The organism is Sphingomonas alpina (assembly GCF_014490665.1).
GTDB classification, from domain to species: Bacteria; Pseudomonadota; Alphaproteobacteria; order Sphingomonadales; family Sphingomonadaceae; genus Sphingomonas; species Sphingomonas alpina.
The window spans coordinates 2,724,027-2,737,938 of the sequence record NZ_CP061038.1; the positions used below are offsets into that span (position 1 = coordinate 2,724,027).

Genomic DNA, 13,912 nt, shown 5'->3' on the forward strand with positions numbered 1-13,912 from the left:
CCCGCTTTCGCGGGAATGACAATAAGGGTCAACGCGGCTTTGCGCTTGAGCCGATGCTTAGCTAGAGCGACGCCCATGACCGACACCGTCTCCTTCGGCTATGAAGATATTGCCGCTTCCGAAAAGACCGCCCGCGTTGGCGGTGTGTTCACCAGCGTCGCTTCCAAATACGACCTGATGAACGATGCGATGTCAGGCGGCATGCACCGCTTGTGGAAGGACCGTTTCGTGCGCCGGGTAAAACCGCGCGAGGACGAACAGATTCTCGACATGGCAGGCGGCACCGGCGACATCGCCTTTCGCCTCGCAGCCAGCGGCGCGGCTGTAACGGTCGCCGATATCAATCCGGCGATGCTTGAGGTCGGCATGGAACGCGCGGCCAAGCGCGGCATTGACGGGCTGGTCTGGACCGAGGCCAATGCCGAGGTACTGACCTTTCCCGACCGCTTCTTCGATGCCTATACGATCGCCTTCGGGATCCGCAACGTGACCGATATTCCCAAGGCATTGCGCGAGGCACATCGGGTGCTGCGCCGTGGCGGTCGTTTCTACTGCCTCGAATTCTCGACCACTCTGTGGCCCGGCTTCGGCGAAATCTATGACGCCTATTCACATAAAATCGTACCCAAGGTCGGCAAGCTCCTGGCCCAGGATGAGGATAGCTATCGCTATCTTATCGAATCGATCCGCCGTTTTCCCGACATGGAAAAGTTCAAGGGCATGATTGCCGAGGCCGGCTTCGTGCAGACCAAGGTCGAGCCGATGCTGGGCGGGCTGGTCGCGATCCATAGCGGCTGGAAGATCTAGCTGCTCGTGACCGCCCCCGCAGTCCATCTCTGGCGCCTCCTCAAATGGGGCCGCATCCTCGCACGCCACGGCGCGCTGCGGGGTATCGAGCGCGATCCCAACACGCCGATACCGGTGCGCCGCCTGGCGCGCATCGCCCGGTTCGGCGCCCGCGTGCCCAAGGTGCCGGCCTATGCCGATGCGCTGCAGGCGATCGGTCCTGCCGCGATCAAGCTTGGCCAGACGCTGGCGACTCGGCCCGATATCGTCGGCGATGTCGCGGCGCACGACCTGCTTCGCCTGCAGGATGCGCTGCCGCCGGTTCCGTACGAGACGATCCACGCCGCGATGACGCGAGCGTTCGGCCGCGACCCGGCGGAGCTTTTCCAGTCGATCGATCCGGTCCCGGTCGGCGCCGCGTCGATCGCCCAGGTCCATCGTGCCGTCACCACCGATGGCCGCCAGGTCGCGGTCAAGGTGCTGCGGCCGGGCGTCGAGGAGGAATTCGCGCGGGCGATCGACACCTATCAATGGGCCGCGGCGCAAATCGAGGCGATGGGCGGCGAATTGTCGCGATTGCGCCCGCGTCTGGTGATCGAGACCTTCAAGCGCTGGACCTTGCGTGAACTCGACCTGCGGCGCGAGGCGGCGTCTGCCTCCGAATTGGCCGAGGCGATGACCGCCGAGCCGGATTTCTTCATTCCCGCGATCGACTGGCAGCGCACTACGACCAAGGTGCTTACCATTGCCTGGATCGACGGCATCAAGCTGTCCAACCGCGATGCGCTGATCGCGGCGGGCTATGATCGCAAAAAGCTCGCCGATACGCTGGTGCATGCCTTTCTGCGCCAGGCGATCGCGGAGGGTTTTTTCCATGCCGACATGCATCAGGGGAATTTGTTCGCGCTGCCCGACGGCAAGATTGCAGCGATCGATTTCGGCATCATGGGCCGGATCGATCGGCGCGCACGGGTATGGCTGGCGGAGATTCTCTACGGCCTGATCACCGGCAATTACAAACGCGTGGCGGAAATCCATTTCGAGGCGGGCTATGTGCCCGCCCATCACAATGTCGCGGAGTTCGCCACGGCCTTGCGCGCGGTGGGCGAGCCGATGCGCGGGCTGGCGGTCAAGGACATGTCGATCGGCATGATGCTCGACGGGCTGTTCAATATCACGCGCGATTTCGACATGCAGACTCAGCCGCATCTTTTGCTGCTGCAAAAGACCATGGTGATGGTCGAAGGCGTGGCGACCAGCCTCGACCCCGATATCAACCTGTGGGAATCGGCGGCGCCGTTCGTGCGCGAATGGATCCGGACCGAGCTCGGCCCTGAAGCCGCGGTCGCCGACCGCCTCATCACCGACTTGCGTACGCTCGCGCGGCTGCCCGACCTCATCCGCAATATCGAATTGCGCTATCCGGCGCCGGGTGGCGCGCCGCCGACGCCGCCGCTGCGCGAGATCGAAGTGGTGAGGATCGGTGGCGGCTGGCGCTATGCCGCGGTCGCCATTCTCAGCGCGGTCGTGAGCGCGGCGGCGGTATGGGCGATCATCGGCTAGCGATGGCCCGCTTGCACGCCCCGCTCTGGCTCACCGCACCAAGCCGTTTTGCCGGGATCAAACCGCCCCTGGCGCGGATCGGCATCGCGCTGCTAGCCTTCCTGCTCGCCGCCACCTTGACTGCCCTCGCCTCACCCGGCCCCCCGCCGGTGAGCCACGACCCCGCCCAGCGCGCCGACGACCAGGCCGATGTCGTCCTTTACGAATCGATCGTCTCCGGCGTTCGGGCGGGTGGCAATTATTACACCGTCACCGCCGACGCCTTGCGGGCAGGCAATTATCCGCTGCGGCCGTTCGTCACTTTCCGCCTGCCAACGCTGGCGGTCGTGCAGGCGGCGCTGCCGAACGAAGTGACCGTTCTGCTGCTTTATATCCTGGCCGCCGCGGTGATGCTCGCCTGGTTCATTCGCCTGCGCCCGGCATTCGCGCGCGCGCCGCCCCTGTTCATCGCACTGGTCCTGCTCGCCGCGGGAATGGTGGTGTTCGTCCAGCCCGAACTCGCCAATTTCCATGAAGTGTGGGCGGGCCTGCTGATCGCACTGTCGCTTGCGCTGCGCCGGCCGGGCCGCTGGATCGAGGCGGTCGCTTTCGGACTGATCGCGATGCTGATCCGCGAAACCGCCGCGCTCTATGTCGCGATCATGGCCATTCTCGCCTTTGCCGAGGGGCATCGCCGCGAGGCGCTGGGCTGGTGCGTGCCGGTCGTCGTCCTCGCAGCCGTCGTGGCGCTTCACGCCCATGCCGTCGGGCAGGTCGTCCGTCCGCTCGACCCCGCATCGCCGGGCTGGGCGGGACTGCTTGGCTTTGGCTTCTTCGTGAAGACGATCACGCTCTCGACCGCGCTCAACCTTGCGCCCGCCTGGATCGCTGCCCTGCTCATCGGCCTGACCCTGTTCGGCTGGGCGGCATGGAACGATGCGCTGGCACTGCGCGCGCTCGCCATCTTCTGCGCCTATGCCGCCTTGCTTGGCCTGTTCGGACGGGTCGATACCTTCTATTGGGGACTGATGATCGCACCCACGATCCTGGTCGGCCTTGCCTTTGTGCCGGATGGCCTGCGCGATCTTGTCAGCGCGGCAATAGCCCGGCGCAAGATCACCGTGACCCGGCTGACCAGAGGGAGCTGAGGCAATGAAAATCCTTCTGATCGTCGGCGGCGGCATCGCGGCCTACAAGGCGTGCGAAGTAATCCGGCTGTGCCGCAAGGCCGGGATTGAGGTGAAGTGCGTGCTGACCGCAGGTGGGCAGCATTTCGTCACGCCGATGACGCTCGCCGCATTATCGGAAAATCAGGTCTATACGACCTTGTGGGATTTGAAGGACGAGGCGGAGATGGGCCATATTCAGCTCAGCCGCGAGGCCGATCTGGTCGTCATCGCGCCCGCAACCGCAGACCTGATGGCGAAGATGGCGGCCGGCATCGCCGACGATCTGGCAACGACATTGCTGCTCGCGACCGACAAGCCGGTGCTCGCTGCCCCCGCGATGAACGTACGCATGTGGGGCCATGCCGCGACTCGCCGTAATGTCGCGACGCTGCGCGGGGACGGCGTCACGGTGATCGAGCCCGATGAAGGCCCGATGGCGTGCGGCGAATATGGCCCCGGCCGCCTGCCCGAGCCGGAAGCGATCCTCGCCGCAATCCAGCATCACCTTTCCGCCTGAATGCTGTCCGGCAAGCATATCCTCGTCACCGCCGGGCCGACCCATGAGCCGATCGACCCGGTGCGGTACCTGGCCAATCGCTCTTCGGGGCGTCAGGGGTTCGCCATTGCCGGTGCGCTGGCGAAACTCGGCGCGCGAGTCACGCTGATCGCCGGGCCGGTGACGCTCGAGACCCCCGCAGGGGTCGACCGGGTCGATGTCGAGACTGCATTACAGATGGAAGCGGCGGTGGCACAGGCGCTTCCCGCGGATGTCGCAGTGATGGTTGCCGCCGTCGCCGACTGGCGCGTCGAGAGCGCGGGCCAGAAGATCAAGAAGCATGGCGCGCCGCCGGTCCTGCAACTGGTCGAGAATCCGGATATTCTGGCAGGCCTCGCGAAAAGTGCCCGACGCCCGGATCTGCTCATCGGCTTCGCCGCTGAAACCGAAAGAGTCATCGAACACGCGACCGCCAAACGCCTGCGCAAGGGGGCCGACTGGATCGTCGCCAACGACGTCTCGGGCGATGTCATGGGGGGAGAAGCGAACACCGTGCATATCGTGACCGATGCCGGGGTCGAAAGCTGGGAAAAGCTTCCCAAGGCCGATGTCGCCACCCGGCTGGCGGCCCGGATTGCGGAGGCGTTGAAGCCGAGGGGTGCCTGATCCAATATCAGCTTTACCGGACACGAGCAGAACGCCCCTTCGACAAGCGCCTTCCGAACGTTATTGAGACGCCCATGACGACTCCGATCACCATCGCCCTGAAGCGCCTCCCGCACGGCGCAAACCTTCCCCTTCCCGCCTATGCGACACATGGCGCAGCTGGCATGGACGTGGTGTCGGCCGAGGACAAAATACTGGCGCCCGGCGAGCGGGCGGCCGTCGCGACCGGCTTCGCCATCGCCATTCCAGAGGGTTATGAAGTACAGGTCCGGCCTCGCTCGGGCCTAGCGCTCAAGCATGGCGTCACCTGCCTCAATACGCCCGGCACGATCGACAGCGACTATCGCGGCGAAGTGAAGATCATCCTGGCCAATCTCGGCACGGAACCGTTCGTCATTGCGCGCGGCGAGCGGATCGCCCAACTCGTTCCGGCCCCGGTCCAGCGCGCTGTGCTGGACGAAGTCGATAACCTCGACGATACTGTTCGCGGTACCGGAGGGTTTGGGTCGACAGGACGATGACGGCTTCGCTGATCATGGCGCTTGCACTGCAGGCGGCCGCTGTCGCGCCCGATGTCGGCCCGCCGCGTGACTGGTCAGCGCTTGCCCCCCTGCCCTTCACCACGCAGCCCGACTATCCCGCCAGCCTGAGCAGCTTCGTCGAGGACGAGGTCAAGGCCGGTCATTGCGTTCCGCCCAAGCGAGTCGATGGATTGAGTCAGGTCGACATTTCGCTCGCCGTGCTGATCGTGCCCGGCGGCAGCGTGAAGCGCATCGTACCGCAAGCGATCGACTGCCCGACGGTCGAGCAATATAGCGCGGGCCTGATCCTCAAGATGTCGCGCGATAATATCAAGGCATCGCCGGCAACGGACACCTGGTATCGGACCAGCATGACCTTTACCTGGGGCAAATGACCCTTTCCGACGCGGAACTCGATCGTTACGCCCGCCATATCGTTTTGAAGGAAGTCGGCGGCGCTGGCCAGCTCAGGCTGCGCCAGGCCAGTGTCGCGGTGATCGGCGCGGGAGGCATTGGATCGCCGGCGATCCAGTATCTTGCCGCTGCGGGGATTGGCCGGCTCATCGTGATCGACGACGACGCGGTCGATTTGTCCAACCTGCAGCGCCAGACCCTGTTCGGTACCGACGATATCGGCCAGCCCAAGGTTGCTGCCACGGCGATCGCGGTGTCACGGCTCAATCCCAATGTGAGCGTCGAGACGCACAGCGTGCGGATCGATCGAACCAATGCCGCCGAATTGATTGCGGGCGCCGACGTCGTGCTTGACGGTTGCGACAATTTCGCGACCCGGCTTGCAGTGGCCAATGCCGCGCTTGCAGCGCGAATCCCGCTTGTTTCGGCGGCGGTCGGTCAATTCGAGGGGCAACTCGGCGTGTTTCGCGGCTGGGAGGCGGACAAGCCCTGTTACCGCTGTTTTGTCGGCAGCGATCCCGATCGCGACGAGGTGAGCTGCGCCGAACAGGGTGTGCTCGGTGCCATGACCGGCGTGATGGGCAGTCTTGCAGCGCTTGAAGTGGTCCGCGCGATTGTCGACTTCGGTGATGACAGCGCTGGGCGGATCCTGCTTGCCGATGCGCTTGCCTTCCGCTTCCGTACGATCACCCTGCCCAAGGATCCAGGCTGCACCAGCTGCGGTTAGCGCGGCCTTAAGGCTATCCGACCTATGCGGGCGATATGACCACGCCCGCTCCTCGCAAAGTCCTGCTCGTTTTCGGCACTCGGCCGGAGGCGATCAAGCTGTTCCCCGTTGTTGCCGCACTCCAGGCCCTCCCCGGATTGGAAGTTCGTACCTGTGTCACCGCGCAGCATCGCGGGCTGCTCGACCAGGTGCTGTCGATCGCCGGTATCACGCCCGATATCGATCTCGACATCATGGAGCCGGGCCAGTCGCTCGATCGCCTCACCGCCCGCCTGCTGACGAGCCTCGGCGAGGTGATGGACGCCGAAAAGCCCGACCGCGTGATCGTGCAGGGCGATACCGCGACCGCCATGGTTGGCGCACTCACCGCCTATTATCGCAAGGTCCCGGTCAGCCATGTCGAGGCAGGCCTGCGCTCGGGCAATATCTACCAGCCCTGGCCGGAGGAAGTGAATCGACGCATCGTCGCGCCGATCGCCGACCAGCATTTTGCCCCCACCGAAACTTCGGCCGAGGCGCTGCGTCGTGAGAATATCGATCCCGCCGGCATCCATGTCACCGGCAACACGGTGATCGACGCACTCTACGCGACGCAGGCCAAGCTCGCCGCGGACCCATCGCTGGCGTCTGGACTGGACGAGATAACAGCGCGTTTTGCCGGTAAGCGCATCGTCCTCGTCACCACGCATCGGCGCGAGAATTTCGGCGACGGCATGGCCAATATCGCCCGTGCCATCGACCGCATTGCGGACCGTGCCGACACCGCGATTCTCTTCCCTGTCCACCCGAATCCCAATGTCGTGTCAGTGATGGACGCGTTGCTCGGCACGCGCGCCAATGTCGCGCGGATCGACCCGTTGGATTATCCACACTTCGTCCGCGCGCTCAGCCTGTGCGAGATCGCGCTGACCGATTCGGGCGGGGTGCAGGAAGAGGCGCCGGCGCTGGGGAAACCGGTGCTGGTGATGCGCGAGACGACCGAGCGGCCAGAAGGCGTTGCCGCCGGTACGGCAAAGCTGATCGGGACGGATGCGGATCGTATCGTGTCGGAACTGTCCACTCTGCTCGACGATGAGAGCGCCTATTCGGCCATGGCCCGCGCTCACAACCCGTTCGGCGATGGCCATGCCAGCGAGCGGATCGCCGGGGTCATCGCCCAAAGCCTGGGCCTCGACAGCTAGAGCCGGGAAGGACCAGCGGCGGGAGATATGTTACACCGGTCGTGTAACATATCTCCCGCCGCAGCCTTGGCGAGAAATCCACATAATTACATATTTATCAAATAGTTACCTTGAATTGTTGTGTGCTAGCGCCACATCACGCTCATTGCGCCAGAGCGTTGGCAATCGCTTCATCAAGCAGCGGATGAGTCAACGCAGTGCCGCTGTCGGAGAGGTGATGCGGATCGGCGAAGCTCAGCCGTCCGTCGGAGGCGAGGATGCGTAACGCACCGTCGGCATCGACGAACAGTTCGGCAACATCAACGATATGCACCTTGTCGCTCGCGACCCCGCGCAGCATGGCCATGCTCGCCGCTCGCGCAGCGCGACTTTCAGCTGGCTCGAAGAAGGGCGGCCTGAAACCACCGCGCAGCCCCTCACGACTGACGGTTTCCGGCACGACCGGCGGCTCGGCGACGAGCAGGACCTGATCCGCATGGGCGGCGATTTCGCCCAGCGCCTTTTTCAACGCTGCCGGGTCGCCCTTCAGCTTTGCACCCCAGGCATGGACGAGGATCACCAGATCGGGCTTCTTTTCAGCAATCAACGTGGCGACGGCAGGCCATGAGGTGCCATCCTCGTCAGGCAACTGATTGCGGCCGGCGGTACCCAGAGCATGAAGCGTGAAGCCGCGTGTACGGGCGATCGAAGCGATCTCGGTTCCGTACATCGCCGCCTGGCTATCGCCGGAAAGAATCACCACCCCCGCCTTGCCGCCACGTACGGTGGCGCCGCCACTGGCAATCGTGCCCGGCCGCACATCGAAATAGAGTGCGGACCGCAACCACAGGCCGCCTCCGGCAATCAGTGCAACGAGCATTCCAGTGGCAATGAATATCGGCACTCTGCGTGACCGAACGTTGAGATAGGCCCGTGCGGGGCGCTCGACCAGGCCATAGCTGAGGAGCGTCAGCACCAGTGTCAGCACAATTTTCAACGCCATGCGCGTCGGTTCGCTCGCTGTGTAGAGTCGATAGTCGACCAGCGAAAAGACCGGCCAATGCCACAAATAAAGCGAATAGGATCGCTTGCCGATCGCAACCATCATCGGATGCGCAAGCAGCCTGAGCGGCGCGGATCGGACGTCGCCGATCGGCGCGATCAGCAATGCAGTGCCGATCACCGGAAATGCCGCCATCCAGCCGGGGAAGGTATCGGATTCCTGTAGCAATAGGATCGACCCGGCAATCAGGGCGACACCGCCCCACACCGATCCATGCGCGAGCGGGCGCGATACCCGCCCCCCGCCCGCACGGAAGAGCGCAATGCCCGATCCGGTCAACAACTCCCACGCGCGGGTCGGCAGCGAATAAAAGGCCAGAGGCTGATTGATCGGCGTCAGCCAGACGCACAATGCGAAGCTTGCAACAGCAGCCACGCAGGTGATCGCCAGCGGCCACCGCGTGAAGCGGGTTACGACATAGAGATAGAGCGGGAAGACGATGTAGAATTGCTCCTCCACCGCGAGCGACCAATAGTGCAGCAGCGGCTGCGCATCGGGGGACAGAATGAAATAGCTGCCCTGCGACACGAGCTTCATGTTGATGAGTGAGGCGGCCGCCGCGGCGCTATTGATCCCCAGGGAAGCCATATCCTGAGCCGAATAGATCAGACTTGCCGCCGCGAGCGTGGCAAGGAGGACAAGGATCAGCGCCGGAAAAATCCGCGAAATGCGGCGCTGATAAAAACGCCCGACCGAGAACTCGCCCTTCGCAATGTCATCGAGCAGGATCGAGCTGATCAGAAACCCGGAAATGACGAAGAAGATATCGACCCCGACAAACCCGCCGGGAAGCACGCCGCGCCTGAGGTGAAACAACAGCACTGACAGCACGGCGATCGTGCGCAGGCCGTCAATCTCCGGCCAATACGCCCATCGGGCCTGCCCCGCGCCAGTCCTGTTCAGCGCCCCGCTCGCCTGCACTTTACCCCCGTACTTTGCCCGCAGTGCCAAGCCCCCTTGGCAGCCGCCGGATAGGGCGAGACGGGGTTCTTTGCGAATTATTTATCATCCTGGCCCAAACCCTGCGCGAGGGACATGCAGGGACGCTCGATGATTTCGGATACTCAGTTAAGGGTGGTCGTCGTCGGCCTCGGCTATATCGGGCTTCCCACCGCTGCGGTGATCGCGCGGACCGGCGCGCAGGTGCTTGGCGTGGATGTGACCCAGTCGATCGTCGACACCGTCAATTCAGGCAAGGTGCATATCGAGGAAGTCGATCTCGACGGGCTCGTGTCCGGCGTGGTCGCACGCGGATCGCTGCGGGCCTCGACGCAGATCGAGCCGGCCGATGTGTTCGTCATCGCCGTGCCCACTCCCTTTGCCGAGGATCATGCGCCGAACATCGGTTATGTCCTGCAGGCCGCGACCACCGTCGCGACAGTGCTGAAGGCCGGCGATGTCGTGATCCTGGAATCGACCTCGCCGGTCGGCACGACCGAGAAGGTTCGTGATCTGCTCGCCCAGCTTCGGCCTGATCTCAAGGTTCCCGGCAAGACCGGTGGCGCCACCGGTGAGGGGCCGGACATCGCCATCGCCTATTGCCCGGAACGCGTGCTGCCGGGACGCATCCTGGTCGAGCTGATCGATAACGACCGCGTGATCGGCGGCATCACCCCGCGTTGCGCGCGCAAAGCGCTCGCCTTTTACCGCCGCTTCGTGCGCGGCGCCTGCGTCACCACGACGTGCCGCGCGGCGGAGATGACCAAGTTGACGGAGAACGCATTCCGCGACGTCAATATCGCTTTCGCCAATGAGCTGAGCCGGGTCGCCGATACGATGGAGGTCGATGTGTGGGAGGTGATCCGCCTCGCCAACCGTCACCCCCGCGTCAACATCCTCTCCCCCGGGCCCGGCGTGGGCGGACATTGCATCGCGGTCGACCCCTGGTTCTTGGTCCATGCCGACCGCGCCAACACGCCGCTGATCCGCACCGCGCGCGAAGTGAACGACGCCAAGGTCGATTATGCGATCGATCGCGCCGCAGCGATGATCGAGGCCAATCCCGGCACCCCGGTCGCGTGCCTCGGCCTCGCCTTCAAAGCCAATATCGACGATTTCCGCGAGAGCCCGGCGCTGAAAGTCGCAAGCGAGCTCGCCCGGCGCTTCGGCGACCGCGTGCATGTGGTCGAGCCCTATGCCGACACCCTGCCCGAAGCATTCGACGGATCGGGCGCGACGCTGACCGACATCGATACGGCAATCGAGCGCTGCGGGATCATGATCGTGCTGGTCGATCACGACATCTTCAAATCGGTCCCGCTCGACGAGCGCGCGGACAAGGTCGTCTATGACACGCGTGGCATCTGGCCCGACCAGCCGCATCTCAAACCCCGCACCGAACCACTTCGCCTCGCCGGCTGAACCACGACGGACAAACGGTATCGATCTGGCAACGGCTTGCGCGTAGGAGGCTGGACATGAGCAAGTCTGCGATCCTCGTTACCGGCGCCGCTGGTTTTATCGGCATGCATGTCACGCGGCAGCTGCTCGCGCGGGGCGAGCGCGTGATCGGCATCGACAATCTCAACGATTATTACGATGTGCGGCTGAAACATGCGCGCCTCGCCGAGATCGGGCGCGGCACAAATCGCGACTTCGAGTTTCTCGAACTCGATTTCGCCGACGACAAGGCGCTCGACACCGCTTTGTCGGCGCATGCGTTCGATCGCATCGTGCATCTCGGCGCGCAGGCCGGGGTGCGCTACTCGATCGACAACCCGCGCGCTTATATCCATTCGAACATCGCCGGGCACCTCAACATGCTCGAACTCGCGCGTCACCGCGATATCGAGCATATGGTCTATGCCTCGTCCTCATCGATCTATGGCGGCGACGCGACCCTGCCCTTCAAGGTCGACGACCGCGCCGATCGTCCGCTCTCGCTCTATGCCGCGACCAAGCGCGCCGACGAACTGATGAGCGATACCTATGCCCATCTCTATCGCACGCCACTGACCGGCCTGCGCTTCTTCACCGTCTATGGCCCCTGGGGACGGCCCGACATGGCGATGTGGCTGTTCACCAGCGCCATCCTCGAAGGCCGCCCGATCAATGTCTTCAACGGCGGCGATATGCGACGCGACTTCACCTATATCGACGATATCGTCGCCGGCATCGTCGCCTGCCTCGACAATCCACCCTCCGATGACGGCGCGGTCAAAGCCGGCGGCAGCATCTCGCCGCACCGGCTCTACAATATCGGCAACCATAAATCGGAGCGGCTCGACCGGCTGATCGAACTGGTCGAGGCAGCCTGCGGCACGCCCGCGATCCGCGTGCCGTTACCGATGCAGCCTGGTGATATGAAGGACACATTTGCCGATATCGACGCGATCCAGCGCGATCTCGGTTATGCGCCGACAACCTCGATCGAGCACGGTGTGCCGCGTTTCGTCGACTGGTATCGCAGCTACAAAGGCACCTAGTTCTTATAAAAATTGTGTGAGAACAGCTGCTTGGCCAATCGAGCGTTCCGATACCATGTGCTTTCTCTTCGCAACTGCGGTACTAGACGTAAAAGCGCAGGATGCTATGGCAACGGCGCTTGCAGAGCCGCCCCGATACGGGCCGCAGAATAACGCTTGGAGCGCTATTTCATGACGAAGACCGCGTTGATTACCGGTGTGACCGGACAGGACGGAGCCTATCTGTCCGAGCTGCTTCTTTCGAAGGGCTATGAAGTTCACGGCATCAAACGCCGGTCTTCCTCGTTCAACACCGGACGCATCGACCATATCTACCAGGATCCGCACGAGGCGGGCGCACGGCTTCATCTCCATTATGGCGACATGACGGATTCGATGAATCTGACCCGGATCGTGCAGGAGGTTCAGCCTGACGAAATCTATAATCTCGCGGCGATGAGCCATGTGGCGGTCAGTTTCGAGACGCCGGAATATACTGCCAATGCCGACGGCATCGGCACGTTGCGCCTGCTGGAGGCGATCCGCCTGCTCGGCCTGGTCGACAAGACCCGCATCTACCAGGCATCGACATCGGAACTTTACGGCCTGGTGCAGGAAGTGCCGCAGTCGGAAACGACGCCCTTCTATCCCCGTTCGCCCTATGCGGCCGCCAAGATGTACGCCTATTGGATCACGGTGAACTACCGCGAAGCCTATGGCATCCATGCGTCGAACGGCATCCTGTTCAATCATGAAAGCCCATTGCGCGGCGAAACCTTCGTCACGCGCAAGATCACCCGCGCGGTGGCCGCCAATCACCTCGGCCTGCAGGACATATTGTGGCTCGGCAATCTCGATGCCAAGCGCGACTGGGGCCATGCCCGCGATTATGTCGAGGGCATGTGGCGCATCGTCCAGCATGAGAAGGGCGATGATTTCGTGCTCGCCACCGGCGTGACACAGACGGTGCGTTCGTTCGTCGAAAAAGCCTTTGCCGAGGTCGACAAGAAAATCGACTGGAGCGGCACCGGCGTCGATGAGGTCGGCACCTGCAGCAAGACCGGCAAGACGCTGGTCAAGGTCGATCCGCGCTATTTCCGCCCCACCGAGGTGGACCTGCTGATCGGCAACCCGGCCAAGGCCAAGCGGCTGCTCGGCTGGGAGGCCACCACCACGCTTGACGAACTGTGTGCCGAGATGGTTCGCGAGGATCTGAAGGTCATTGCTCGCGAGGCCGAGACGCGCCGCCCGGACGAGGAGCGCCCTGCTGCGCTCTATGTGATCAAGAGCTGATCCGGCCGAAGCACCAGCGGGAATTGGAGCAACCGGCATGACCCAGACATCGTCAATCGTCGACTATGGATTTTCCAATAGCGGGGTGTCGCACACCCATGCCTATCTTTTCCCGGCCGTGCGCGCATCGCTCCAGGCCAATGCCAAGGGCAAGACGCTGTTCGAACTCGGTTGCGGCAACGGCTCGAATGCCGTTGCGCTCGCCGCGCTGGGTTATGAGGTTGCCGGCATCGACCCTTCGGAAACCGGCATCGAGATCGCCAACAGGAACTTCCCACAATGCCGGCTCGAACTCGGTTCGTCCGACGAGAATCTCGCCGCGCGCTTCGGCCAGTTCGATGCTCTGGTCAGCCTTGAGGTCGCCGAGCATGTCTTCTCGCCGAAACGCTATGCCGAGGCGATCGACGAATTGCTCGCGCCCGGCGGCATCGCGATCATCAGCACGCCTTACCATTCCTATCTGAAGAATCTCGTGCTCGCCGCCAGCGGCAAGATGGAAAACCACTTCACCGCGCTGTGGGAAGGCGGACATATCAAATTCTGGAGCCGTGACACGCTCGGCACGCTGTTCTCGCGCGCCGGATTCGAGGAGATCGGCTTCGACCGCGTCGGCCGTATTCCCGCCCTCGCGAAATCGATGGTCGTCACCTATCGCAAAAAGGCCGGCTGAG

12 protein-coding genes and 1 pseudogene are annotated in these 13,912 nt (G+C 63.5%); 12 read left to right on the plus strand and 1 reads right to left on the minus strand.

What is annotated here, in order from left to right; translation table 11 throughout:
* Positions 1 to 75: 75 nt before the first annotated feature.
* From H3Z74_RS12570 to wecB, 8 genes and pseudogenes are all read left to right on the plus strand, one after another.
* Positions 76 to 807 carry a class I SAM-dependent methyltransferase gene (locus H3Z74_RS12570; RefSeq protein ID WP_187760005.1) on the plus strand — a complete coding sequence of 244 codons (732 nt, stop codon included), beginning with the start codon at positions 76 to 78 and terminating at the stop codon, positions 805 to 807.
* A gap of 6 nt (positions 808 to 813) precedes the next feature.
* Positions 814 to 2,349, plus strand: a complete 1,536-nt coding sequence (gene ubiB / locus H3Z74_RS12575; protein WP_187760006.1) for a 2-polyprenylphenol 6-hydroxylase — start codon at positions 814 to 816, stop codon at positions 2,347 to 2,349.
* 2 nt (positions 2,350 to 2,351) lie between these two features.
* Positions 2,352 to 3,476, plus strand: a complete 1,125-nt coding sequence (locus H3Z74_RS12580; protein WP_187760007.1) for a glycosyltransferase family protein — start codon at positions 2,352 to 2,354, stop codon at positions 3,474 to 3,476.
* A 4-nt stretch (positions 3,477 to 3,480) separates the two neighbouring features.
* Positions 3,481 to 4,659, plus strand: a pseudogene (gene coaBC / locus H3Z74_RS12585) (bifunctional phosphopantothenoylcysteine decarboxylase/phosphopantothenate--cysteine ligase CoaBC).
* 74 nt (positions 4,660 to 4,733) lie between these two features.
* Entirely contained in the window at positions 4,734 to 5,180 is a 447-nt protein-coding gene (gene dut / locus H3Z74_RS12590) for a dUTP diphosphatase (RefSeq protein ID WP_187760008.1), read from the plus strand.
* Positions 5,177 to 5,575 (plus strand): hypothetical protein, encoded by a 399-nt coding sequence (locus H3Z74_RS12595; protein ID WP_229726547.1) that lies wholly within the window; start codon positions 5,177 to 5,179, stop codon positions 5,573 to 5,575. Before dut ends, H3Z74_RS12595 begins: the two co-directional genes overlap by 4 nt.
* Entirely contained in the window at positions 5,572 to 6,321 is a 750-nt protein-coding gene (locus H3Z74_RS12600; protein ID WP_187760009.1) for a HesA/MoeB/ThiF family protein, read from the plus strand. Before H3Z74_RS12595 ends, H3Z74_RS12600 begins: the two co-directional genes overlap by 4 nt.
* Before the next feature lie 35 nt (positions 6,322 to 6,356).
* A complete protein-coding gene (gene wecB, locus H3Z74_RS12605; RefSeq protein ID WP_187760010.1) occupies positions 6,357 to 7,502 on the plus strand; it encodes a non-hydrolyzing UDP-N-acetylglucosamine 2-epimerase in 1,146 nt (381 codons plus the stop codon).
* A gap of 142 nt (positions 7,503 to 7,644) precedes the next feature.
* Here wecB and H3Z74_RS12610 read toward each other — a convergent pair whose 3' ends face one another.
* Complete coding sequence (locus H3Z74_RS12610; RefSeq protein WP_187760011.1) at positions 7,645 to 9,495, minus strand: acyltransferase family protein; 1,851 nt, start codon at positions 9,493 to 9,495, stop codon at positions 7,645 to 7,647.
* Positions 9,496 to 9,594: 99 nt separating this feature from the next.
* Here H3Z74_RS12610 and wecC point away from each other — a divergent pair, with 99 nt between their 5' ends.
* From wecC to H3Z74_RS12630, 4 genes are all read left to right on the plus strand, one after another.
* Positions 9,595 to 10,905, plus strand: coding sequence for a UDP-N-acetyl-D-mannosamine dehydrogenase (wecC, locus tag H3Z74_RS12615; protein WP_187760012.1), 1,311 nt, complete (start codon positions 9,595 to 9,597; stop codon positions 10,903 to 10,905).
* A 56-nt stretch (positions 10,906 to 10,961) separates the two neighbouring features.
* Entirely contained in the window at positions 10,962 to 11,969 is a 1,008-nt protein-coding gene (locus tag H3Z74_RS12620) for an NAD-dependent epimerase/dehydratase family protein (RefSeq protein ID WP_187760013.1), read from the plus strand.
* A gap of 171 nt (positions 11,970 to 12,140) precedes the next feature.
* Positions 12,141 to 13,241: a GDP-mannose 4,6-dehydratase gene (gmd, locus tag H3Z74_RS12625; RefSeq protein WP_187760014.1), complete on the plus strand. Its 1,101-nt coding sequence runs from the start codon at positions 12,141 to 12,143 to the stop codon at positions 13,239 to 13,241.
* 37 nt (positions 13,242 to 13,278) lie between these two features.
* The gene (locus H3Z74_RS12630; protein WP_187760015.1) at positions 13,279 to 13,911 is read left to right on the plus strand and encodes a class I SAM-dependent methyltransferase; all 633 of its coding nucleotides are present in this window, start codon (positions 13,279 to 13,281) and stop codon (positions 13,909 to 13,911) included.
* Position 13,912: the final 1 nt, after the last annotated feature.

Bases quoted from the DNA above. Each gene is read 5' to 3' on its own strand.
- wecB (WP_187760010.1), top strand. From the start codon at position 6,357: ATGACCACGCCCGCTCCTCGCAAAGTCCTGCTCGTTTTCGGCACTCGG.
- H3Z74_RS12570 (WP_187760005.1), top strand. From the start codon at position 76: ATGACCGACACCGTCTCCTTCGGCTATGAAGATATTGCCGCTTCCGAA.
- wecC (WP_187760012.1), top strand. From the start codon at position 9,595: ATGATTTCGGATACTCAGTTAAGGGTGGTCGTCGTCGGCCTCGGCTAT.
- H3Z74_RS12580 (WP_187760007.1), top strand. From the start codon at position 2,352: ATGGCCCGCTTGCACGCCCCGCTCTGGCTCACCGCACCAAGCCGTTTT.
- gmd (WP_187760014.1), top strand. From the start codon at position 12,141: ATGACGAAGACCGCGTTGATTACCGGTGTGACCGGACAGGACGGAGCC.
- H3Z74_RS12620 (WP_187760013.1), top strand. From the start codon at position 10,962: ATGAGCAAGTCTGCGATCCTCGTTACCGGCGCCGCTGGTTTTATCGGC.
- H3Z74_RS12595 (WP_229726547.1), top strand. From the start codon at position 5,177: ATGACGGCTTCGCTGATCATGGCGCTTGCACTGCAGGCGGCCGCTGTC.
- H3Z74_RS12600 (WP_187760009.1), top strand. From the start codon at position 5,572: ATGACCCTTTCCGACGCGGAACTCGATCGTTACGCCCGCCATATCGTT.
- dut (WP_187760008.1), top strand. From the start codon at position 4,734: ATGACGACTCCGATCACCATCGCCCTGAAGCGCCTCCCGCACGGCGCA.
- H3Z74_RS12630 (WP_187760015.1), top strand. From the start codon at position 13,279: ATGACCCAGACATCGTCAATCGTCGACTATGGATTTTCCAATAGCGGG.